Here is a 24,539-nt window from a genome sequence, read left to right as displayed (position 1 = left end):
GCCTCATGACTGACCATGAACGGCTTTCCACAATCCAATCTTACGCGTGGACCCTGGAGCTACTGGGCGAGGCCCTGGCTCAGCAGGATGAGTTGCTGGAGTGCGAGCACAATCCGCAATTGGGTGTTCGAGGTACAGCGGGGATTCATCAGGCGATCCGCATCATCAGTCGGTTGACGGCGGAGGAGTGTGGGAGGGTGATTGAATTGGTGGGAGAGCCTGGCTAGTGATGCTTGGCTTTTGATTGCAGGGGGCCGCTTTGCGGCCCTTTCGCGGGACAAGTCGGGGCGCCGAACCGCCGCCCCTACAGGGATTGGGCCGGAACAAGACAGTTGATCCCGCAAAGTTCGCCACAGGGGCTTCAGACCTCGCTCATTCGCTCGACCCGCGCTGCCAGCCCTGAGCGCATATCACTACCGCTAGGCTGCTGATACAGACTGAACCCAAACTCCGGCAACACCGCCGGCAGGTAATCGAAGCTATCCCCCTGGATCCGTTCGTACTCGGCCCACACCATGGTGCGGGTAAAGCAGCAGATCTCCAGCGGCACACCCTCGGCGCTGGTCTGCATCTGGCGGACCATGCAGGACGTGGGAGCACGTACGCACTGACTCACACCCAAAGCGCCAGCAGTGCTGCTGCAAGTGCAGGAGGCATCACCAGCAGCCCTAGGCGCAAAAAGTTCCAGGCGCTGACATGCGCCCCTTCGCGACGGATCGCCACCAACCACAAAAGGGTGGCCAGTGATCCGGTAATCGACAGGTTCGGCCCCAGGTCGACGCCGATCAGCAGCGCAGCGGTCACCTGCTGCGGCAGGGGCACCAGCGAACCCATGGACCCGGCTATCAGTCCAGTCGGCAAGTTGTTCATCAGGTTGCTGGCGATGGCCACGCCCACGCCTCCCACCCAACTCGCCCCGATCGTCGAGTCTGCGGCCAGAGCAGCCAGCTCCTGGGCAAGCTGCACTATCAGGCCGGTCTGGGCGACAGCTTCGACCAGTATGAACAAGCCCGCCACCAACGGCAGCACGCCCCACGCCACATGGCGTAGCACCGGCATCGGGCTACGCCGCTGGCGTAAGTGGATCAGTGCTGTGGTTGCCACGCCTGCACAGAAGGTCGGCAGGCCTAGTGCCCGGTCCAGCGCTGAGGCTCCCAGCAGCAGAATTGCCGTGAGCACGATGCCCACTGCGCATAGACGGGCGCCCGGAGACAGCGGCTGGTTATCCACATTCAGGGTCAGCGGTTGGCGGATCTGCCGGCGTTGGGTCAGGCGCAGCACCAGATAGGTCACAGCGATTGCCGCAAGCGATGGCAAGCTGAACTGCCTCAGCCACTCCAGTAGCGGGGGCATCTGGCTGCCGAAGACTACCAGATTGGCCGGGTTGGAAATCGGCAGCACGAAACTGGCGGCGTTGGCGATGAAGGCGCAGATCAACAGGTAGGGCAAAGGCTCGGCCTTGGCAGCCTTGCACGCCGCATACACCGCGGGAGTCAATACCACCGCCGTTGCATCGTTGGACAGGAACACGGTGACCAGCGTACCCACCAGAAATACCAGGTCGAACAGCCTTTGCCCCGAACCTCGGGCGTGGCGGACCGCGTAGCGGGCCAGCCAGTCGAACAGCCCCTCCTGGCGTGCAAGCTCGGCCAGTACCATCATGCCGATCAGGAAGAGGTACACGTCGCCGCCTTCGGCCACTGCCGCCAGAGCGCTGCGCGGTGTGATCAGGCCCAGGCCTGTCAGTAGCAGCGCACCGCCCATGGCCCAGACGTATTCCGGGATCCGCCAGGGGCGCAGGATGACACCGCAGGTTGCCAGAGCGGCTATCGTCCAGATGATCGGGGCGTTTTCGCTGTGAGGCATGAGGCGTCTAGTTTCCGGCAGGGGTAGGCAGGGGCGATGGCGCGACGCCCGGATGAGTCTCCGGCAGCGCCATCAGCACTATTGCGAAGGCGACCGCGGCAATGCCGGCCAAGGTCAGGAATGCCGCATCGTAGCCGGCTGCTTGAACAACCAGCCCGGCAATCCCAGGGCTGAGCGCAGCGCCCAGTCCGAACACCGCCGTCAGCGCGCCAAGGCTGAAATTGAAGCGCCCGGTGCCTTCGGTCAAATCCTTGATCACGATCGGGAACAATGCTCCGAAGATGCCTGCGCCGATTCCATCGAGCAATTGCACGCCAACCAGCCAGAATGGGTTGTCGGACGCCACGTACAGGGCTCCGCGCAGCGGTAGGATGAAAAAGCCGGCCAGAAGGAACGGCCTGCGCCCCCAGGTCTCGGCCTTTGCCCCTACCAGCAGCGCCATCGGCACCATCACCAACTGCGCTGCGACGATGCAAGCGGATGTGAGTGGAGTGGCCAAGCGCAGGTCGACTTGCGATAGCTTCTGGCTCACCAGCGGCAGCATCGCCGCGTTGGCCAAGTGGAACAACGCGCAGCACACAGCGAATACCAAGAGCGTGCGGTTGTGCAGGAGGACCCAGAACCTGGCAAGGTTTTCAGCACAACCCGGACCATGGACAAGGCCGCGAGCCACCTGGTGGTCGATGGCGGCTGCTGGCACACGCCACATCGCCACGATGCTGGCTACGGTCATGACCGCCATGAGATAGAACACCACCACCGGGCCGAACAGATACGCCAAGCCACCGGCCAGCAATGCTGAGCAGGCATTGCCCGCATGGTTGAACGTCTCGTTGCGACCCACCCTTCGCGTAAAGGCCTTGGGGCCTGTGATGCCCAGCGAGATGGCGGCAATCGCCGGAGCGAACAGCGAGCCTGCTATGGCACCGATCGTCTGGGTCAAGGCCACCCCGGCGAACGACGAAATCCACGGCAGCAGCAGGCAGCTGCCGGTCACCAGCACGGCGGCGGTCACGACCACCGCGTGTTTGGCTGTCGTGCGGTCAATCAAGGCTCCAGCCGGAGTTTGCGCCACCAGTGCAGCGATGCCTGCCAGGCTCATCACCAGGCCAATGCTCGCCGGCTGCCACTGGTGCACGGCAAGCAGATAGATGGCGAGGTAGGGGCCGAGTCCGTCACGCACGTCAGCCAGGAAGAAGTTCAGCCAGTCAAGGGCACGGTCGTGCGAAGCGGCGCAGCTTGAGTGTTCCATGGACGCAGTCTCTAAAAACAAGGGGGGAGCGCGATGGGCAGTTACTGGACGCGCGCAGGCCTGATAAAGCAGCTGTCTGATGCCCATCAGTCCAACGCACTTCCTGCACTGTAGGCCAGCGCGCCCCTATCTGTACGCGGCTCTGTCGTTGACATAGGACTTGCTCAAATGGTTCGGCACACGATCGCTCAGCACGCAGATCATTTGCGGCTTAAACGGGGCAACCGATAAGTGCGGCTACGCGTTGCGCAAGCGAGGTACTGGCAGGGAGGCGCGAGCTGCTATGCGGCTTTTAGGTGGAAACCCAAGAGTTTGAGCTTCCATTGGCTATCGGATGCGGCTTTTCATTGCAGAGGGCCGCTTTGCGCCCCCTTCGCGGGGCAAGTCGGGGCGCCGAACCGCCGCATCCATAGGGGGAGCGCTTTTTAGGCCTCGCTCATCCGCTCAACCCGCGCCGCCAGCCCTGAGCGCATATCACTACCGCTAGGCTGCTGATACAGACTCAACCCAAACTCCGGCAACACCGCCAGCAGGTAATCGAAGATATCCCCCTGAATCCGCTCGTACTCGGCCCACACCGTGGTGCGGGTAAAGCAGTAGATCTCCAGCGGCACACCCTCGGCGCTGGTCTGCATCTGGCGGACCATGCAGGTCATGTTCGGGTGCACGTCGGGATGGTTCTTCAGGTACGCCAGGGCGAATGCGCGGAAGGTGCCGATGTTGGTCAGCTTGCGGCGGTTGGCCGAGAGTTCGGCGACCAGGCCCTGGGCTTCGTTCCAGTCGTGCAGCTCCTTGCGCTTGGTGGCCAGGTAGTCGCCGAGCAGGCGTACGCCGCCCAGGCGCTGTTCTTCTTCGAGGGTGAGAAAGCGCACGCCGGTGGCGTCGATGAACAGGCTGCGCTTGATGCGACGCCCGCCAGACTGCTGCATGCCGCGGTAGTTGCGGAACGACTCGCTCATCAGGCGCCAGGTGGGGATGGAGACGATGGTCTTGTCGAAGTTCTGCACCTTGACCGTGTGCAGGGTGATGTCGATCACATCACCGTCGGCGCCGACCTGGGGCATTTCGATCCAGTCGCCGACGTGGAGCATGTCGTTGCTGGTCAACTGCACGCTGGCAACGAACGACAGCAGGGTGTCCTTGTATACCAACAGCAGTACCGCCGACATCGCACCCAGGCCCGACAGCAGCAACAGCGGCGAGCGGTCGATCAGGGTGGCGACGATGACGATGGCGCTGAACACCCACAGCACCATCTTCGCCAGTTGCACATAGCCCTTGATCGAGCGGGTGCGGGCGTGTTCGGTGCGGGCGTAGATGTCCAGCAGGCCGTCGAGCAGGCACGACAGGGCGCGGGTGAGGAACAGCAGGGTGACGGCCAGGGCCAGGTTGCCAAGAAAATGCTGGGCGGTGGCCGAGAGCTCCGGCACCAGTTTCAGGCCGAACTGCAGAATAAGTGACGGCGTGGTCTGCGCCAGGCGGTGGAAGACCTTGTTGTGGCGCAGGTCGTCGAGCCAGCGCAGCGGCGGCTGGCGGGCCAGCAGGCGGGTGCTGTGCAGCAGCAGGAAGCGCGCCAGGCGGCCGACCAGCAGCGAGACCAGCAGCAGGACCAGCACACCGAGGGAGGCGTGCAGCATTGGGTGTTGGTCGAGGGTGCCCCAGAGGTCCAGGGTGTCGTGCCAGATTCGTTGGATATCCATGTAATCAATGCATTCAGTGGGTCGAACGGAGCGCCATTAGAGCGCGGAAACCGCGAATGTTGCCAAAAGATATTCGGCTACAGCCGCGGAAAACGTTACCCTATGCAACCGAATTGTCCGCATCTGTCTGAGGTACACCCGTGTTTTCCCAATTCGCCCTGCACGAACGCCTGCTCAAAGCCGTGGCCGAGCTGAAATTTGTCGAGCCGACCCCGGTGCAGGCGGCGGCCATTCCCCTGGCCCTGCAAGGGCGTGACCTGCGGGTCACGGCGCAGACCGGCAGCGGCAAGACCGCCGCCTTCGTGCTGCCGCTGCTCAACCGCCTGGTCGACCTGAGCGGGCCACGGGTCGAGATCCGTGCGCTGATCCTGCTGCCGACCCGCGAGCTGGCGCAGCAGACCCTCAAGCAGGTGCAACTGTTCTCGCAGTTCACCTACATCAAGTCCGGCCTGGTCACCGGCGGTGAAGACTTCAAGGAACAGGCGGCGATGCTGCGCAAGGTGCCGGACGTGCTGATCGGCACCCCAGGTCGCCTGCTCGAGCAGCTCAATGCCGGCAACCTCGACCTCTCTCACGTGCAGGTGATGATCCTTGACGAAGCCGACCGCATGCTCGACATGGGCTTTGCCGAAGACATGGAGCGCCTGTGCAAGGAGTGCGAGAACCGCGAGCAGACCCTGCTGTTCTCCGCCACCACCGGCGGTGCGGCGCTGCGCGACATCATCGGCAAGGTATTGAAAGACCCTGAGCACCTGATGCTCAACAGCGTCTCGCAACTGGCCGAAGGCACCCGTCAGCAGATCATCACCGCCGACCACGACCAGCATAAAGAAGCGATCGTGCAGTGGCTGCTGGCCAACGAGACCTTCGACAAGGCGATCATCTTCACCAACACCCGCGCCCTGGCCGACCGCATTTACGGTCACCTGGTGGCCAAGGATGTGAAGGCCTTCGTCCTGCACGGCGAGAAGGACCAGAAGGACCGCAAGCTGGCCATCGAGCGCTTCAAGCAGGGCAGCTCCAAGGTGCTGGTGGCCACCGACGTGGCGGCCCGTGGCCTGGACATCGATGGCCTGGACCTGGTGATCAACTTCGACATGCCGCGCAGTGGTGACGAGTATGTGCACCGTGTGGGTCGTACCGGCCGTGCCGGTGGCGAAGGCCTGGCGATCTCGCTGATCACCCACAACGACTGGAACCTGATGTCGAGCATCGAGCGCTACCTCAAGCAGCAGTTCGAGCGCCGCGTCATCAAGGAGGTCAAGGGCACCTACAGCGGGCCGAAGAAGGTCAAGGCTTCGGGCAAGGCAGTGGGCGCGAAGAAGAAAAAGGTCGACAAGAAGACCGGCGAGAAGAAGACCGCCGCCAAGCGTAAACCGACCGCCAAGCCGCGCCCGAACGCGCCGCTGGCCAGCTCCGATGGCCTGGCACCGCTGAAGAAGCGTACGCCGAAGGCAGAATAACGCCCCCCACCCCTGTGGGTGCGGCCTTGTGCCGCGATCGGGCGCGAAGCGGCCGTAACCCAGTCACCGTGGTGTTCCAGAAACATCCCGGCTGCCTGGTTTGCGGCCGTGTCGCGTCCGATCGCGGGACAAGTCGGGGCGCCGAACCCCGCTCCCACAAAGGCTGTCAGGCTGCTTGATTCAGCCCGCCTTTTGCTCCGCCTCTTTCAACTCCTTCACCCGCTTGTCGATCAGCTGGCATTTGTCCGGCAAGTCCTTGCTCGCCGTCCCTAGCTCCATACCCTGGAGCTCGTCATTTATCTCCTTGGCCTTCTGCGGGTTCTGCTCGGTCAGCTGAGTCACCAGCTTGGCCAGTTCCTCGCGCTTTTGCGTGGCTTCTTCCGGTGTGCAGGCCCAGGCGGGCAGGGCGCAGGACAGGGTGACGAGCAGGGTGATGCGGCATATAACGTTCATGGCGCTTGCTCCTTGTGCAGTCTATCGGTGGAGTCTGGTCGGCCAGCAAAGGTTCAGCATGTAGGCGTTTGCCATTGATGTGATGGCAAATTGACGTCAAAAGGCCATCTCTGTATCCTCCGTCCCCACTTTTTCACCGCCCAGGGACTGGAACATGGCGACAGGGTTTCGCACACGCCTTTTCAGCGCGATCCTCATGCTGACTGCAAGCATGCCTGCCCTGGCGGCCTCGCCGCTGGAGCAGGAACTTATACGTGACCGCCAGGATCGCCTGCTGCAAGAGCAGCAGCGGCGCATCGAAGAGCTGCGCAACCTGCCCGGCAGCACGGCGCCGCCGAGTGCCGTACCGGCGCCTGATGACAGCCGCTGCTTCACCATTCGCACCATCACCCTCAAGGGTGCCGACAGCCTCACCGAGACCGAGCGCGAGCGCCTGCTCAAGCCGTTCATTGGTCAGTGCCTGGGTGTCAGCCAGCTCAACGAGCTCCTCAAGGTCATCACCAACCATTATCTGGATCGTGGCCAAGTGACCAGCCGCGCCTACTTGCCGCAGCAGGACCTGTCCACCGGGCACCTGCAGGTGTTGGTGGTAGAGGGGCGCCTGGAGAGTTTGCGCGCAGCTCCCGACAGCAGGCTGAGCGATCGGGAGCTGGCCATGGCTTTTCCCGGCGCGCCTGGTGAGCGTCTGAACCTGCGTGAGATCGAGCAGATGGTCGACCAGCTCAACCGTCTGCCTTCGAACAAGGCGCAGATGGAGCTGGTCCCTGGCGAGGCGGTGGGTGGCAGTCAGGTGCTCGTACGCAATCAGGCGCAGAAGCCCTGGCGGGCTTCGCTGTCGCGCAACAACGAAGGCCAACGCAGCACCGGCGAGCAGCAGGTCAACCTAGGCTTCGAGTGGGACAGCCCGCTGGGCCTGGCCGACCAGTTGGTGCTACGCGGTGCCCACGATGTGGTCAGCGATCACACCAAGGGGGCGAAGAACGGGGTACTGGCCTACAGCCTGCCCTGGGGCTGGTGGAACTTCTCGTACAGCTACAGCGCGTCCGACTACCGCTCCGTAGGCCAGGCCAACGGCTTCGACTTCAAACAGACCGGCGATAGCCAGAATCATCAATTGCGCGTCGATCGTGTACTGCATCGCGACGCCACGAGCAAGACCTCGGTCAACCTGGGCGTTGCCCATCTGCGCACCCGCAACTACATCGAAGACAGCCTGCTGCGAGCCAGCAGCAATCGTCTGAGCGAAGCGCAGTTCGGCATCAACCACGGTCGGCGCCTGGGCACGGCCTTCGTCAACCTCGACCTGGGCACGCAGGAGGGCATAGGTGCCTTCGATGCCCAGGGCAACGGCAATCCGCGACCTGGCGAGCCGGTGGCGCGCTATCGCAAGTACACCGCGACGGTCAGTTACGTGCAGGGCTTTGAGGTATTCGGCGAGCAGTTGAGCGTTACCAGCCTGGCTACTGCCCAGCGCAGCGAGGACGTGTTGTTCAGCCCGCAGCGCATAAGCCTGGGCGGGTTGTCGTCTGTGCGTGGTTTCAAGGACCAGTCGCTGTCCGGCGACAGCGGCGCCTACTGGCGCAGCGACCTGCGCTGGACGCGCCCGGTGACCTGGTCCGTCGCACAGCCGGTGATTGCCGAATACGGGATGGGCCTGGGCTACGACCTGGGTGTGATCCGCAACGACCGCTACAACGGCGACCGCCATGGCCGTGCCAGCAGCCATTCGCTGGAGCTGTTCGCCCGGGGCCGTCACCTGGCGGCCAGTGTGACTTTTGCCCGCAGCCTCGAACGCCCGGATGCCCTGCCCGACAAGGAGCATCCGGTATACCTGCGTCTCGATTTCTTCATCTGATTCGTGCTTTGAGCCCCGAGAGAACACATGGACGTTCGCCTTTTCACCTTCCTGGTTCGCCAGCCTTCGGCGCGCCTGCAACCCCGCCTGCAATTCTGCGGTGTGTCCAAGCGCGCGCTGGCCTTTCTGTTGGCCAACGTCATGTTCTGGCAGCCACTGTGGGCGCAGGCTGCCGAAGGGGTGATGGTCAGCGGCGGCAATACCAGTGTCGGTCAGGCGGGCAACGGCGTGCCGATCGTCAATATTGCCGCGCCCAACGGCAGTGGCCTCTCGCATAACCAGTTCAGCGATTACAACGTCGGCCAGCAGGGGCTGATCCTCAACAACGCCACCAGCCGTACGCAGCAGACGCAACTGGGCGGCATCATCGTCGGCAACCCCAACCTGCAGGGCACGGCGGCGAGCATCATCCTCAATGAAGTCAACGGCGCCAACTCCAGCCAGCTACGCGGCTATACGGAGGTGGCGGGGCAGTCGGCCCATGTCATCGTCGCCAACCCGCATGGCATCAGCTGTAATGGCTGCGGCTTCATCAACACGCCCCAGGTGACCTTGACTACGGGTACGCCGGTGATCGACAACGGTCAATTGACCCGCTACCAGGTGGAGCAGGGCAGCGTGGCGATCGAAGGTGCCGGGCTCAATGCCAGCAACGTTGACCGCTTCGAGATCATCACCCGCAGTGCGCAGATCAATGCCGGGCTGCAGGCCAAGCGCCTGGATATCGTCGCCGGACGCAACGATGTCGATGCCCGAACGCTCGCGGCGACGGCTCGAGCCGAAGAGGGTGGCGCCAAGCCGACACTGGCTATCGACAGCTCTGCCCTGGGCGGCATGTATGCCGGGGCCATCAAGCTGGTGGGCACCGAAGCCGGCGTAGGGGTCAAGCTCGATGGCCAGATGGCCGCCAGCGGCGGCGACATCCAGCTCGATGCCAACGGGCAGCTCACCCTGAACCAGGCCAGCGCCAGCGGCGCGGTGGTGGTGCGGGCGGCAGGTGTCGATCTCCAGGGGCCGGTTCATGGCGCGTCGCGCGTCGAAGTGCTCAGCAGTGCCGAAGTGGTCAATCGTCAGGCGCTGACCGCAGGCGGCAAGCTGCAGGTCCAGGCTGCCGGCAGCCTGAGCAACCTGGGCGTGATCGAGAGCGGGGTCAACACCGACGGCAGCCGCAATACCCAAGGCGATATCGACCTGGCCGCTGGTGCGCTGGTCAATACCGGCAAAAGCATCGTTGCCAGCCGTGACCTGAACGCCGACATTCGTGGCTCGCTGGACAACCGCGGCGGCACGCTGAGCGCCGCCCAAGACCTGCGCAGCCACGTCGGTGTGCTGGACAACAGCGCCCAGGGCCGCGTTCTGGCAGGCCGCGACCAGACTGTGCAGGCTGCCAGCCTGATCAACGATCAGGGCGGGCAGGTCGTTGCCACGCGTGCCCAGCAGATCACCGCCACCCGGGTCAGCAACCGCGCCGGGCAGCTCGCCGCTGGCGAGCGCCAGGCCATTGCCGCGCAGCAGGTGGACAATGACAGCGGGCGTATCAGTGCCGGCCGCGAACTGGCTGTGACCGCCAGCAGCGCACTGGATAACCGCGCCGGTACCCTGGCCGCCGACCGTGAGCTGCGCCTGCAGGCGGGCAGCCTTGTCAACCGTGACGGTGGACGCATCGCCAGCACTGGCCAGCTCGATGTGCAGGCCGGCAGCCTCGACCAGCGCGGCGGCGGCCAATTGCACGCCGACCAGGCGTTGAGCCTGGACCTGCGCGGCGGGCACCTGGAGAACAGTGACGGCGGCTTGATCAGCAGCCCTGGTACGCTGCGGCTGCTGGGCTTGGGCAGCGTTGGCAACCGCGCCGGCGAGATCTCCTCGGCGCAGGGCTACCAGCTTGCCACGCGCCAGCTGGATAACCGCGGTGGCAAGTTGCTGAGCGGCGCCGACCTGCAACTGGCGATTGTCGAGCAGTTGAACAACGGCGCAGGCCTGATCGCGGCACAAGGGCTGGCGCTCACTGCCGCCGAACTGCTCAATGGCCAGGGTACCCTGCAGGCGCGTGGCACCCTGGCTGCACAGGTCAAGGGCCGGTTCGACAACCGTGGCGGGCTGACCAGCGCGGTCCTGGCCGCCGACGTTCAGGCGCTCGCGCTGGACAACCGTGGCGCACGCATGACCAGCCAGCAGAGCCTGAGCCTGAGCAGCGCCAGTCTGGACAACAGTGAAGGCGGGCGCCTGGACGCCGATCAGGCACTCACCCTCGATCTGCTGCATGGTCATTGGAACAACGCTGGCGGGCGCCTGCACAGTGCAGGTGCGTTGGTGTTGCGCAATCTGGCGAGCGTGGACAACCGTCACGGCGAGATGCATGCCAGCAGCGGTTTCACCTTCGCCGCCGACAGCCTCGACAACCAGGATGGCAGCCTGTCGTCCAAGGGTGCGCTGATCCTGCGTATCGCCGCCGTACTCGATAACAGTCGCGCCTTGATCAGTGCCGAGCAGCTGGACCTGAGCGCCGGTGACGTGCTCAACCTCGATGGCCGTGTGCAGGCCCGTCAAGGGCTCACCCTGAGCGTTCAGGGCGCGCTCGACAACCAGCGCGGCAACCTCGGCGGGCAGACCCTCGATGCCCACCTCGGCCGCCTCGACAACCGCGCCGGTCGCGTGCAGACCGATGCGGCACTGACCCTGACCAGCGCCGCTGTGCTGGACAACCGCAGTGGCGCCGTGATCGCCGGTCAGTCGGCAAATATCGACAGCGGTGACCTCGACAACACCGGTGGGCAACTGTACGCCGCCGATCATCTGAGCCTGAATGCCGCACGCCTGGACAACGGCACTGCCGCGCGCCTGCATGCTGGTCAGAGATTGCAGGTCAGCGCCACGCAAATGCACAACGCCGGGCAAGTGTTCAGTGGAGCCGATCTGCTGCTGAACCTGCGCGGCGGTCTGCTCGACAACCAGGGCGGCCTGATCAATGCACCTGGCCAGTTGCTGCTTCGACAACTGGCTCAGGTCGACAACCGCGGCGGCGAGATCTCCTCTGCGCGGGCGTTCGAACTGCTGGCTGACAACCTCGACAACCGGGGCGGCAAACTGCTCTCCGAGCAAGCACTCACCTTGCGCATCGCTCGCGCCCTGGACAACAGCGTCGGCGGGCGCCTGGCTGCACCGCTCATCGATCTGCACAGCACGGCACTGATCAACAACGCCGGAGTGCTCGCCGCCACTCAGCGCCTGGACCTGCAGGCTGAAAGCCTCGACAACCGCCAGGGCGAAGTGCGTGCTGCGCACCTGAATGCGCGACTTGGCCAGCTGGACAACCGCCAGGGCCTGTTGCAGGTCGAGCAGGATGCCGAGTTGCAGTTGACGACGCACCTGGACAACCGGAACGGCACGTTGCAGGCCGGCGGGCCGCTGACGCTCGACGCCGGCAGCCTCGACAACAGCGCCGGGCAACTGACCAGTGATGCGGGCCTGCGCGCCCGTATCGCTGCCGGGTTGCTCAACCGTGGCGGCCTGCTCGCAGCCGGCGCTCAGTTGCAATTGAGCGCCGGCAGCCTCGACAACCAGGCCCAGGGGCGATTGCTGGGCAAGGCCGGCCTGAGCCTGAGCGGCGAGTACCTGGACAACCGCGCTGGGCGTCTGCTCAGTGGCAATGCCCTGACCCTGGTGCTCGGTCAGGTGGACAACCGGGGCGGCATGGTCAGCGCCGAGGCCGGCATCGAGCTGCTTGGCCAGCGCCTGGACAACAGTGCCAGCGGCCTGTTCGAAGGCAAGGGCCCGTTGCGCCTGGAACTGGCTGAACTGAGCAACGCCCAGGCCGGTCGCGTTACCAGTGGCGCGACCCTCAGCCTCATCGGCGTCAATCTGGATAACCGCAACGGCGGTCGCGTCACAAGTCAGGGTGCACTGCTGGCCGAACTCATCGGGCTCGACCAGCGAGGCGGCGGACAGTTGCTCAGCGACACCGCCCTGACCGTCGACATGCGCGGCGCGCGGCTCGACAACCGTCAGGGCCTCATCCACACCGCCGGCCAACTGCTGTTGCGCCAGCTTGGCGAGGTCGACAACCGCGCAGGCGAGATCTCCAGCGCGCGCAGTTTCGAGCTGGTCGCCCAGCGTCTGGACAACGGTGGCGGCCAACTGATCAGCGATGACGCACTGCTCATCCGTGTGGCGCAACAGTTGCGCAATACCCAGGGCCTGGTACAGGCCGACCAGCTTCAGGTGGTGGCCGGCACGCTGGATAACCAGCACGGCACTCTCGGCGCCGGGCAACGCCTGGACCTGCAGGTGGCTGCCGAGGTAGACAATCGCGGCGGCGAGCTGTCCAGCAGCGGGCAGACCCAGGTTCGCGCTGCCAGCCTGGACAACCAGGATGGCGCCGTACTGGGCGACGACAGCACGACCCTGACCCTGAGCGACGCACTGGACAACCGCGGCGGTACCCTGGCTGCCGGCAACGCCTTGCAGGTCGAGAGCGCGGGCCTGGACAACAGCGCGCAGGGCAGCCTGGTCAGCGACGGCAGTCTGCACGTACGCAGCACCGGCCTGTTCGACAACCAAGCTGGCGAACTGCGTGCCCGTGGCCTGATCGACCTGGCCCTGGGCCGTCTGGACAACCGTGGCGGCGTCGTCTCCGGCAAGCAACTGCTCAGCCTGCAGGCGAACAGCGTCGATAATCAGGCTGGCCTGCTGCATGCCGACAGCCTGTTTCAACTGCTGGTCGACCGCTTCGATAACCGCCAGGGGGTGACGCGCAGCAAGGACCGCCTGGATTACCAAGGTTCCGCGCTGGACAACCGCGAAGGCCTGCTCAGCGCCGGCGGGCCACTTGATCTGCGCCTGGCCCAGGTCGACAACAGCAGGGGCCGTATCGCCACTCGCGGTAATCTCGACGCCAGTATTGCCACCCTGCAGCAGCAGGGTGGCGAGTTGATCGCCGAAGGTCGGCTCACCCTGCACGGCGATAATGCCGACAACCGAAGCGGTGGCCTGATCGCCGGCAACACGGGTCTCGACCTGCAGGTCGGTATGCTCGACAACCGTGGTGGCCAGCTCAGCAGCCTGGCGCAGGCTACTCTGGGCGGCACACAGCTGGACAACAGCGACGGTGGCAAGCTGATCGCCGGCACGCGTCTGGCCCTGACCGTCGAGCGCCTGCTCAACCGCAATACGGCGCTGGTATTCGCCCAGCAGATCGAATTGCGTGCTGCGCGGGTAGACAACCAGGGCGGCTCGATCGCTGCCGGGCAGGCTCTGCGCCTGGTGCTCGACAACAGCGGCGTGCCACTGACCGAGGCGCTGCTGGACAACCGCGGCGGACGCCTTGACAGCGCTGGCCGCCTGATCCTGGAAGGCGGGCAACTGCTCAACCAGGCAGGCCAGCTTTCCAGCCATGGTGAATTGTCCCTCACGGGCATCCAGGCGCTGGACAACCGCGGCGGCACCATCGAGACCGACGCGGCGCTGACACTGGCCAGCGCCAGCCTCGACAACCGTGACCACGGCCGCATCACCGCCGAGGGTGACAATCGCCTGAGCAGCGGTGCTTTGAGCAACGGCCAGGGCGGCCTGATCAGCAGTGGGCAACTGCTGCAAGTGCGCGCCGGGCAGGTCGGCAACCAGGCCGGCACCTTGGCCGGACGTCAGGTCCAGGCCAGCGTCAGCGGTCTCGATCAGCACGGCGGTGAACTGTTCAGCCTCGATGGCCTGAACCTGGACCTCAACGGCGGTGTGCTGGACAACAGTGCCGGGCTTATCCGCGGCCCGGGCAGCCTGTTGCTGCACAACCTTGGTCAGGTCGACAACCGCGATGGCGAGATCTCCAGTCTGGTCGGCTTCGAGCTGGCCGCGGACGGTCTGGACAACACCGGTGGCAAGCTGCTCTCCGGCGCCAGCCTGACCTTGCGCATCGCCCGGCAAATGGACAACCTGCGCGGCCTGGTCAGTGCGCGCAGCCTGCAGTTGCAGGCTGCCGGCCTGGACAACGGCGCCGGTCTGATCAGCAGCCGCGGCGATCTCCAGGTGCAGGTCGACGGCCTGCTGGGCAACGCAGCGGGCACATTACAGGCTGACGGCAAGCTGTTACTGGTGGCCGGCAGCGTGTTCAACGGCAAAGGCCAGTTGTCTGCCAGATCGGGTCTGCAAGCGCGCCTGGGCAGCCTGGACAATCAGGCTGGCCAGATTGCCAGCGACACTACGCTGAACCTGCAGGCCGACACCCTCGATAACCGTGACAAAGGCCTGCTCGCCGCCAAGAGCCTGTTGACCGTGCACAGCGCTGCCTTCGACAACCGCGCTGGCGAAGTCTCCGGGCAGGGCGAAGTGCGCCTGAGCGGGCAGCGCTTGGATAACGGCGCTGGCTTGATCCTGGCCAAGGGCGCGCTGGTCATCGAGCAGCACACTCTGCTCAACGCCATGGGGCTGGTGTCCAGCGTGGGGCCGCTGACCCTCACCGGCACGCGGCTGGACAACGCCGGCGGCACACTGCGCAGCGGCGCCGACCTGAGTGTCGAGCTGGACGACGGCCTGCTCAACCAGAATGGGCGTCTGGACAGCGACGGCACGCTGAGCGTCAGCGCCGCAAGCATCGACAACAATCATGGCGTGCTGTCCAGTGCCGGCGACCTGCTGTTGCGCAGCCAGGGCACGCTGGGCAACGCCGGGGGACAGATCCTGGGCGACGCGGGCCTGGAACTGAGTGCGGCGCACCTGGACAACCGCGACGCTGGTACGGTCAGCGCCAAGGGCCTGCTGAGTATTAGCGCCGCCAGCGTCGACAACCTTTCCGGCGCCCGCCTGAGCAGTGCCGATCGCCTGCGCATCGAGGCTACCCAGCTCGATAACAGTGGCGGACGCATCACCAGTCAGCAGGCCTTGCAGGCCAACCTCGGCAGCCTGCGCCAGCATGGCGGCACGCTTTATAGCGCCAGCGGCGTGGCAATCGATCTGGCCGGCGGCACCCTCGACAACCAGGGCGGGCTGATCAACACCCCAGGTCAACTGCTGCTTACGCGCCTTGGCCGGGTCGACAATCGTGGCGGTGAAATTTCCAGTGCCAACGCCTTCACCCTGGCGGCCGCCGAACTGGACAACGGCAACGGTCGCCTGCTCGGCAACCAAGGCCTGAACCTGATCGTCGCGCGCAGCCTGGCCAACCTCAAGGGCCAGATCGCCGCCGCCAGCCTCTCGGTCAGCGCCGCCAGCCTGGACAACGGCGCGGGCCTGCTGACCAGCCGCGGCGATCTGCAACTGGACGTTGCCGGTCAGTTGGCCAACCAGGGTGGCGGGCTGCTCAATGCCGGTCGCGCACTCGTGCTGAACAGCGCGAGCCTGGCCAACCAAGGCGGTCAGTTGCTTGCCAGAGAACGACTGACCCTCGTGACTGGCCAACTCGACAACGGCAACAAAGGCTTGATCAACAGCCAGGCAGGTCTGGATCTGACAGCCACCGACGTCAACAACGACGGGGGCGAACTTTCCGCTGGCGCGGCGCTGCAGATCAAGGCACGCCAGTTCAGCCAGCAGGGCGGACGCCTGCTCGGCGACAGCACCTTGGCCCTGCTGCTGGGCCTGGATGGCGGCGGCCTGAACAACCGCGACGGGCTGATTCGCGCCAAGGGTGCCCTGACCTTGGCCAACCTGCGCGACCTGGATAACCAGCGTGGCGAGATCGCCAGCGACCTGGGCTTCGACCTGGCAGCACGGACCCTGAACAACGACGGCGGCCGGTTGATTTCGGCCCAGCGCCTGGGTGTCGGCAGCGGCGTGTTGAGCAACCAGGGCGGCCTGGTTTCCGGCTGGCAGGGCCTGTCGGTCAGTGCCGACAGCCTGGACAACCGCAACCAGGGCACGCTCTCCAGTCGCGCCGGCGATCTGGACCTGAGCGTCACTTCCAACCTCGACAACAGCAGCGGTGGCGCCCTGGTCAGCCAGGGCGCGCTGCGCCTGAACGCGGCTGCGCTGGACAACCGTAGCGGCTACCTGGCCAGCGGCGGACTCCAGCGCCTGCACCTGCTCGGCGCCCTGGACAACCGTCAGGGCCGCATCGATGCCGGTGGCGACCTGCTCATCCAGGCCGCCAGCCTCGACAACCGCAGCGCCAACGTCATCAGCCAGAGCTTGCTCAGCCTGGACCTGGCCAGTCTGCTGAACAACGCCCAGGGTCAGCTGCTCGCGACCAGCGCCTTGCAGGTGCTAGGCAACGCGACGCTGCTCAACCAGGGTGGTCAACTGGCCAGCCAGGGCACCCTGCAGTTGGCAGGCAGCCGTCTGGACAACTCTGCCCAGGGCACCCTGGCCGCCAACGGCGCGGTAGCCGTGACGCTCGCCGACACCCTGGCCAACGACCAGGACGGCCTGATCTCCAGCCGTGACGCCAGCGTCAGCCTGCAAGCCGCCAGCCTGACCAACCAGGGCGGTGCGGTACAGGCCGGCCAGGCGCTCGATGTGCGCCTGCAGCAAGTGCTGGACAACCAGCGCGGCAAACTGATCGCCCAGCAGGGCCCGCTGGCGCTGTCGGCCAGCAGCACGGACAACCGCGGCGGTGTGCTGGCCAGCCTTCACGGGCTTTTGCAGGCGCAGGTCGCTGGCCTTTTGCGCAACGACCAAGGCGGCACGCTGCAGGCCAGCCAGCTCAACCTCGATGCCCTCGGCGGCCTGAACAACCAGGGCGGTCGTCTGGCGGCGCAGGCAGGGCCTCTGGTTATCCGTACTCAACAGTTGGACAACCGTAATGGCGGGCTCTACGGCCAGGGCCAGGTCACCCTCGAGGCGACTGCGCTGGACAACAGCGCCGGTGGCAAGCTCGCCGGTCAAGCGCTGGACTTGACCCTTGGCGGTGCTTTGTACAACCGCGCAGGAATCATCGAAAGTGACAGCCGCCTGGGCCTGGTCGCTGCCACCCTCGACAACCAGGGCGGCCAATTGCGCAGCCTTGGCGGCGCCCAGAGCCGCCTGCAGGTTACCGGGCTGCTCGACAACCGCACTGGCGCCCTTGAAATCGGCAGCCAGGACTTCAACCTGCAGGCCGGCACCTTCCTCAACCAGCAGGGCCGCCTGCTGCACGGTGGCAGTGGCGACCTGCAGATCGGCATGGCCAACCTCAGCAATGCCGGCGGTGACATTGCCACCCTTGGCGGCCTGACCCTGGAGGCGGCCAGCTGGACCAACAGCAGTGTGCTGCAGGCCGCGCGGCTGACGCTCAACGTCGGCGAGCTGACCCAGACAGCCTCCGGGCAGTTGCTGGCGACCCAGCGGCTGTCGGGAAGTGGCGGCAATTGGCTCAACGACGGCCGGATCATCAGTGATGGCAGCCTCGACCTGCACCTTGGCGGACGCTATGCCGGTAATGGTCGCATCGCCAGCCTTGGCCAACTGGGCATCGATGCCGGGCAGCTAGAGCTTGGCGTCACCGGCAGTATCGCCGGGGGCGACAACACGCGTATCGCAGTAGCCGGTCAAGTGTCCAACCAAGGCCGCCTGACCTCGGCACGCAACTTCGAAATGCTGGCCGGGAGCATGACCAACGTCGGTACCCTGGCCGCCTCGCAGGACTTGACGGTCGTCAGCCAGGACTTGCGCAACGTCCAGGCTGCCGATGGCAGCCGTGGTTTCATGTTCAGTGGCCAGAACATGAGGCTTCAGGTGGGCGCTTTCAGCAACGAATACGCCGATGTCTACAGCCTCGGCAATCTGCTGGTCGGCGGTGTGACGGGCGGAACGCGGGCAAACAGCGTGCTCAACAGCTCTGCCAGTATCGAAGCGGCGGGTGATATCGACCTGCAGGCCGCCAGCGTGATCAACAAGCGTGAAAAATTCCGTTCGGACACGCAGGTGACCAGCGGTTCGATCAGCATCTACTGCGTCCAGCATTGCGGTCGCCCTGGCGGCAAGTGGGTGCGCGGGCCGGCGTTCATCTCGCAGACGGTTTCCACCGTTGTGCATGAAGATTCGCCCATGGCAATGCTGATGGCTGGCCGTAACCTGACGATTGCCAGCACTGCACTGAACAACGAATTCAGCCTGATCTCCGCCGTCAACGACCTGGCCATCGACAGTGCCAATATCTCCAATGTGGCCGGCGGTTCGGCTTCGGGGACTGACCGCCATCAGATCGGCAAGGACGTGAAGATCGCCGGTCGTTACTTCTACGAAATGATCGATGCGGTGGCCGCCTACGATCAGGCCCATCCGCAATCTGGGCCGTTCGATCCGGTGGCGTTCAAGGCCTTGGTCGACAAGTTCGACCCGGGTGTGTTCATCGGGATCGATGACAAGATCAAGGTCGAGGGTGGCGCCCCCGTGGCCCCTGCGATCATCCAGGCCGGTGGCAAGGCAAGGCTGACCGCCAGCAACGACATCAGCAACATCGTGGTGCAGAACACCGCGTCATCCATCAGCCAGCGGTCTTCGGACACTACAGTCTCCGGCGCGACCCAGCCGACCATCGTCACGATTCATCAGCAACTGCCGCCTGACCTCGCCCAGCAGCAGGTCAACCCGCTGAGCCTGCCCGGCTTCAGCCTGCCTACCGGTCAGAACGGCTTGTTCCGCCTCAGCGCCCAGGCTGCCAACCAGGCCAAGGCCAGCGCTACGTCCAGCGTCCCGACCCAGTGGCAACTGGGCAGCGCGAGCATCGACCTGCAACAGCGCCAGCAGCCCACGCCGCTTGTGCAGGGGCGCAGCGTCGACCTCGCCGAGCTGGCCGCCGTCGCTGGCAGCGACCGCGCCCTGCAGGCGCATCAGCGTCAGGCCGCAGGTCTGGACCCGGGCGCCACCAACGTGCGCGTGGCGGCCATCGATCAGGCCCAGGGGCCGGGTACACTGCCCAGCCGCAGCGGCGAAGTGGCCGCCAGCCAAGGCACGTCGAGCCAGGTAGGAGGGGCCGCCGACGGGTTGCACTGGTCCACTGCACAGCCTGGGCCGAGCACGCCGATCACGCTTGGCCAGCCCTCCACCGAGACCATCGTTGCGCGCGACACCAGCCTCCCGGCAATGACGTCGGTGGCCGCGCCGACGCTCCAGCAGGCCCTCCCCACCGTCGCCAGCACCGTCTCCACCGCCATGACACTGCCCGCGGCGCAGAGCATCCCGCGGGTGCAGGGCGTTCCGGCCAATACTGGCACCCCGCAGCCGCACAAGTATCTGATCGAGACCAATCCGGTACTCACCGACCTCAAGCAGTTCATGAGCTCGGACTATCTGCTTGGCAACCTCGGCTACGACCCTGACCAGAGCTGGAAGCGCCTGGGCGACGGCTTCTACGAGCAGCGTCTGATCCAGCAGGCGGTGGTCGCCCGCACCGGTCAGCAATTCATCGATGGCCAGGCCGACGGCGAGGCCCTGTACCGCCACCTGATGGACAACGCTCTGACGAGCAAGAACCAGCTCGATCTCCAGGTCGGCGTCAGCCTCAGCGCCGAGCAGGTCGCCGCCCTGACTCACGACATCGTCTGGCTCGAACAGCACGAGGTGATGGGCGAGCAGGTGCTGGTGCCGGTGCTGTACCTGGCCCACGCCAACAACCGTCTGGCGCCCAACGGCGCCCTGATCGCTGGCAACGACCTGACCTTGGTCGCCGGCCAGAACCTGGACAACAGCGGCACCTTGCGGGCCAGCAACAACCTCTCCGCCAGCGCCGGCCACGACCTCGACAACAGCGGCCTGATCGAGGCCGGTAGCCGTCTGGACCTGCTGGCTGGCAACCGCATCGTCAATGGTGCCGGCGGCCTGATCAGCGGCCGCGACGTCAGCCTCACCAGCCTCAGCGGCGATGTGGTCAACGAGCGCAGCGTCAGCAGCCATGCCAGCGGTGCCGGTGCGTACAGCAAGCGTGCTGACTTCGTCGACAGTGCCGCGCGTATCGAGGCAGCCAATGACCTTTCGATTCATGCTGGTCGCGACCTGATCAATAGTGGCGGTGTATTGAGTGCTGGAGCCGACCTGGATATCCGCACCGGGCGCGATCTGCTGATCACCTCGGCGCAGCAGGTCGACAGCACGCAGATAGGCTCCAACTACCGCACGCAGACCACGCAGCAATACGGCTCGCAGGTGACCGCAGGCGGCGACCTGGCCTTGAGTACCGGTCGCGATTTCACCGCCATCGCCAGCACCCTGGAGGCCGGGCGCAATGTTGCGGTCGATGCACTGGAGAACCTGACCCTGGCCTCGGCGGCCAACGAGTCGAACTTCTACAGCAAGACCAAGAAAGTCACCCGCCAGGAAGACCACGTCAGCCAGGTCGGTACTTCGGTCAAGGCTGGTGGCGATGTTGCGTTGACCGCCGGCAAGGACCTGACGCTGATCTCCAGCCGCGTGAGTGCCGGGGACGAGGCGTACCTGTATGCCAGGGAGCAACTGTCGTTGCTCGCCGAGACAGATAGCGACTACTCCCTGTACGACAAGAAGAGCAAAGGCAGCTTCGGCAGCAAGAAGACCAAGCGCGACGAAGTCACCGATGTGCGGCATGTTGGCAGCGAAGTCTCGGCGGCAGGCGCTGTTACGCTGGCGAGCGGCGGCGACCAGCGCTATCAGGCGGCGAAGCTTGATAGCGGTGAAGACCTGACCTTGGCCAGTGGTGGGGCGATCACGTTCGAGGGCGTCAAGGACCTGCATCAGGAGAGTCACGAGAAGAGCAAGTCGGATCTGGCGTGGACCAGCGCCAAAGGCAAGGGAAGTACTGATGAGACGCTGCGCCAGACCTTGATGGTAACCCAGGGGGAATTGGCGATTCGGGCCGCTGGCAAAATAAATATTGATATTAAGCAAATTGACCAAAACACCGTCAGCCAAACGATTGATGCAATGGTCCGAGCAGAACCCCAGCTGGCGTGGATCAAGCAGGCCGAGGCCAGCGGACAAGTGGATTGGCGCGTAGTAAAAGAAATTCACGACAGTTGGGATTACAAAAATTCAGGGCTGGGAGCAGCACCCGCCCTGATTATTTCGATCGTCGCGAGCGTCTACCTTGGTCCTCTTGCAGGTGCCATGGCCAGTAACTTTGCAGTAGGAACCATAAACGGTGGTGGAGACATTGGTGCTGGCCTAAAAGCGGCAACCAGCAGCAAGGCCATAAAGGGATACGCTACGCAGATGGTGACAAGCGGAATTTTGAGTGGAATAGACACAGCAGTTGCGGGGTGGAATCCCGACGGCCCGTTGGTTCTGAGTGCCAATGGCATCAATAATCCAGGGTATAGCTCTGGTGTGTTGGATTGGAATTCGGTCAGCCAGAACATCCTTCGTAGCAGCACACATGCTTTGGTCGCTGGCAGTGTGAACACAGCGATAAATGGAGGCAGCTTCAAAGATAATCTTGGGGCTGCTGCTGTGTCTGAAGGATTGGATTTGGCGGCGGCCTTCGGTAATAAACAGGTCGGCGATTTGGCTGATTATCTCAACGTCAGTCCTGGCTCTGCACAAAAAATCCTAATGCACGCAGTCTTGGGTGGTGCGCTGTCATCCGCCAAGGGAGGAGACTTCAAAACAGGGGCACTGGCAGGTGCGGCAGCGCAGGGGCTCACGGCGGCTACAAGTGCAGGTCTAGGCAAGTATCTCGATTCACGGTTTGCTACGGACGACCAGTTCAAGGTGGCGACCGCCCAGATTATTGGGGTTTTGGCAGGAGCCCTGGGTAATGGGAACCCTGAAACCGCCAGTTGGGTGGCTGGAAACGCTCAGCGCTATAATGACTTTTTACATCCAGGGGGAAGTTGGGGGGCGGAAGCTGCCAGCTTAGGAGCATATATGGCTGAGCAAGGCAAGACACCCGAGCAGATTTCTGATGCGCTCCAGTCCTTGGCTAGAAGCGATGGGTACAAAGGCCCAGGTCATGATTATGTAGCTGGTTGGGTGTATTCTCCAGCTGTGTTGGGCACGGCTTTATCGCCTCCGGCAGGACTAGCTGGCGCAGCGATGGGCGGTGTCATTGGCGGTGGTGCTAACATTAGCTATCAATTGTCTACGGATAAGCCGTTTAGTTATGTGGATGCCGCCATTGCTACCACTGTGGGTGGTGCAACTCAAGGTCGCGGGGCAGGTTTTACCCTAAGTGCAGGAGTGGTTGGAGCTTATTTGGGTAGTTTAATCAAAGGCGAGTCGCCGACATACTCTCTCCTCGGAGCGGCTTTAGGCGGTGTAGCAGGTCTAAAAACTGGTCAGACTCTAACAGGAAAGCTTAGGCCATACCTCAAGAACTCCGCAGAGGTGACTGGAAGCGCCATCGGTGCCTTCGCGTCTGAAAAAGTAAGTGGTGAGATAGGTTCGTTAGGAGATGGGAAGTGATTAAGCCTCGATCAAGGTTGCAAGCGTTCATTTTGCTATTTATATATTTAATAGGTGCGTTTTTTTTAGTTGGTGTTGCTTCAAGGTTTTTAGGTTCGTCAATTAATTACTACAATTTTGGAGTGTGGAGTTTTGGTTGGTCTGATGTTCCTGGAGAGCTTCCCGGTGCGATTGCATATGCAGTGCCGGTTGGGGTTGGAATTTGTGTTTTGTCATATATGAAGGATGGTCGTGGGCGTTGATCTTTATAATCGCTGCTCATGAATTTTCTTGACCTATATGGCTCAATGAAAACTGGCGCGTGCGGGTAGTACGGCAGCGAGATCAGCGCAGGCGGCAACCTCACCGCCACAGCAGGCGAGGACCTGAGCATGGTTGTCAGCGAAGTCGAGGCACGCCGCGACCTGGCCCTGCAGGCCGGCCGCGACCTGACCCTGGCTGCTGCGGCCAACGACAGCCAGTGCTCGCTGTACGACATGAGCAAGAAAGACGGCTGGGGCAGCAAGCAGACCCAGCGCGACTAAGTCACCGACGTCAAGGCGCTGGGCAGCGAAGTTAGCAGCGGTGGCGACCTGACGCTCAAGAGCGGCGGCGATCAGTTGTACCAGGGGGCGAAGCTTGCCTCGGGTAATGACCTAACCATTGACGGTGGCGGCGCGGTGACGTTCGAGGCGGTCAAGGACTTGCATCAGGAGAGTGGCGCCAGCGACCGGTGTTGCAGGTGTCGTATCAGGTGCGGCAATTTCCGGCGGAGCAAATATCGGTTATCAGCCATCAACCGATAAGCCGTTTAGTTACGTGGATGCATCAATTGCCGCTACTGTTGGAGGGGCCACTCAAGGCAGAGGGTTAGGGTTCACTCTCGGTGCTGGGGCGGGTGGCTCTTATTTAGTAAGTTTGATCAGGGGTGGAGATCCGACGTATTCACTTCTGGGAGCAATATTAGGCGGGGTAGTGGGTTTCAGAACTGGGCAGGTGGTGTCTGGCCAGCTGAAGCCATACGTAGGAAATTCGGCTGATGTTTTAGGTAATATGTTTGGTTCTGTTACTTCAGAAGTCACTGGAGGAAAAGTGGGATCTTTGGGAGAGGGCAAATGATTAGGCCAAAATCAAGTTTTCAGGCTTTTCTGTTGCTGTTTTTTTACTGTTTTTTAGGGTTTATGCTAGTGAGTGTTATGGGGGTTGTTCTAGGGGCGGCAATAAATTTTTTTAAGATAGGCAGTTGGATGTTTGAGTGGTCGGAAATTTTCCGGCTGGTTCCTGGAGCTTTAATCTACACGGTGTTTGCTACGGTGGGCATATGGGGGCTGACTCGGCTGAAAGACCATAAAGAACGTAAAGCCTCCAGAGATAAAGAGGAGAAACGGTGAAAGGTATGCCTCTACGTGCTGTAACCAAGCTCGGTTCTGTAGGAGATATAAAGTGAAGCTGGAAAGAGTTGGGTTTTTGTTGATGGCTATGTTGTTGGTGTATTCTGTATTGTTTTTTCTTGGAGTTGGGGTGTTGGGGCACCTTGTAGGGTCGATTATTGGTTATTATAAGTTTGATTATTGGGTATTTGGTTGGGAGGAGATTCATAAGTCTATTCTTGTTGGATTGTCTTGCGGGGTTCCAGTCGCTTTAGGGATATGGGTGAAGTCAAAGGTGGCAGAGGTTAAAAAAAAGCGCAG

Annotated in this window: 10 protein-coding genes and 2 pseudogenes; 7 read left to right on the top strand and 5 right to left on the bottom strand. The window is 63.4% G+C overall.

What is annotated here, in order from left to right; all coding sequences use genetic code 11:
* The first annotated feature begins 5 nt into the window (after window positions 1-5).
* The gene (locus IAE40_RS13860; RefSeq protein WP_200603380.1) at window positions 6-227 is read left to right on the top strand and encodes a hypothetical protein; all 222 of its coding nucleotides are present in this window, start codon (window positions 6-8) and stop codon (window positions 225-227) included.
* A 134-nt stretch (window positions 228-361) separates the two neighbouring features.
* On the opposite strand, the pseudogene IAE40_RS13855 reads toward IAE40_RS13860, so the two are convergent.
* The 4 genes and pseudogenes from IAE40_RS13855 to IAE40_RS13840 form a co-directional block, all read right to left on the bottom strand.
* Window positions 362-589 (bottom strand): annotated as a pseudogene (locus IAE40_RS13855) (mechanosensitive ion channel family protein); the annotation flags it as partial.
* Window positions 590-612: 23 nt separating this feature from the next.
* Window positions 613-1,866 (bottom strand): arsenic transporter, encoded by a 1,254-nt coding sequence (locus IAE40_RS13850; protein WP_200603379.1) that lies wholly within the window; start codon window positions 1,864-1,866, stop codon window positions 613-615.
* A gap of 7 nt (window positions 1,867-1,873) precedes the next feature.
* A complete protein-coding gene (locus IAE40_RS13845; RefSeq protein ID WP_200603420.1) occupies window positions 1,874-3,118 on the bottom strand; it encodes an MFS transporter in 1,245 nt (414 codons plus the stop codon).
* A gap of 425 nt (window positions 3,119-3,543) precedes the next feature.
* Window positions 3,544-4,818 carry a mechanosensitive ion channel family protein gene (locus IAE40_RS13840; protein WP_054893287.1) on the bottom strand — a complete coding sequence of 425 codons (1,275 nt, stop codon included), beginning with the start codon at window positions 4,816-4,818 and terminating at the stop codon, window positions 3,544-3,546.
* Window positions 4,819-4,958: 140 nt separating this feature from the next.
* On the opposite strand from IAE40_RS13840, the gene IAE40_RS13835 reads away from it, so the two are divergent.
* On the top strand, window positions 4,959-6,281 hold the full coding sequence (locus IAE40_RS13835) for a DEAD/DEAH box helicase (protein ID WP_065861475.1): 1,323 nt from the start codon (window positions 4,959-4,961) through the stop codon (window positions 6,279-6,281).
* A 180-nt stretch (window positions 6,282-6,461) separates the two neighbouring features.
* Here IAE40_RS13835 and IAE40_RS13830 read toward each other — a convergent pair whose 3' ends face one another.
* Window positions 6,462-6,734, bottom strand: a complete 273-nt coding sequence (locus IAE40_RS13830; protein WP_200603378.1) for a hypothetical protein — start codon at window positions 6,732-6,734, stop codon at window positions 6,462-6,464.
* A 196-nt stretch (window positions 6,735-6,930) separates the two neighbouring features.
* Here IAE40_RS13830 and IAE40_RS13825 point away from each other — a divergent pair, with 196 nt between their 5' ends.
* The 5 genes and pseudogenes from IAE40_RS13825 to IAE40_RS13800 all read left to right on the top strand — a co-directional run.
* Window positions 6,931-8,589, top strand: coding sequence for a ShlB/FhaC/HecB family hemolysin secretion/activation protein (locus IAE40_RS13825; RefSeq protein WP_234465146.1), 1,659 nt, complete (start codon window positions 6,931-6,933; stop codon window positions 8,587-8,589).
* A gap of 27 nt (window positions 8,590-8,616) precedes the next feature.
* A complete protein-coding gene (locus tag IAE40_RS13820; RefSeq protein WP_200603376.1) occupies window positions 8,617-22,869 on the top strand; it encodes a two-partner secretion domain-containing protein in 14,253 nt (4,750 codons plus the stop codon).
* Window positions 22,866-23,111 (top strand): hypothetical protein, encoded by a 246-nt coding sequence (locus tag IAE40_RS13815; RefSeq protein ID WP_155738197.1) that lies wholly within the window; start codon window positions 22,866-22,868, stop codon window positions 23,109-23,111. Before IAE40_RS13820 ends, IAE40_RS13815 begins: the two co-directional genes overlap by 4 nt.
* Before the next feature lie 72 nt (window positions 23,112-23,183).
* Window positions 23,184-23,567: pseudogene (locus tag IAE40_RS26085) on the top strand (hemagglutinin repeat-containing protein); the annotation flags it as partial.
* A 724-nt stretch (window positions 23,568-24,291) separates the two neighbouring features.
* Window positions 24,292-24,539, top strand: a 248-nt coding sequence (locus IAE40_RS13800; protein WP_200603375.1) for a hypothetical protein, incomplete at its 3' end; no start/stop codon positions are given.

This window comes from Pseudomonas sp. S44, assembly GCF_016624805.1.
Lineage (GTDB): Bacteria > Pseudomonadota > Gammaproteobacteria > Pseudomonadales > Pseudomonadaceae > Aquipseudomonas > Aquipseudomonas machongensis.
This window is presented reverse-complemented; position numbering and strand designations above follow the sequence as displayed.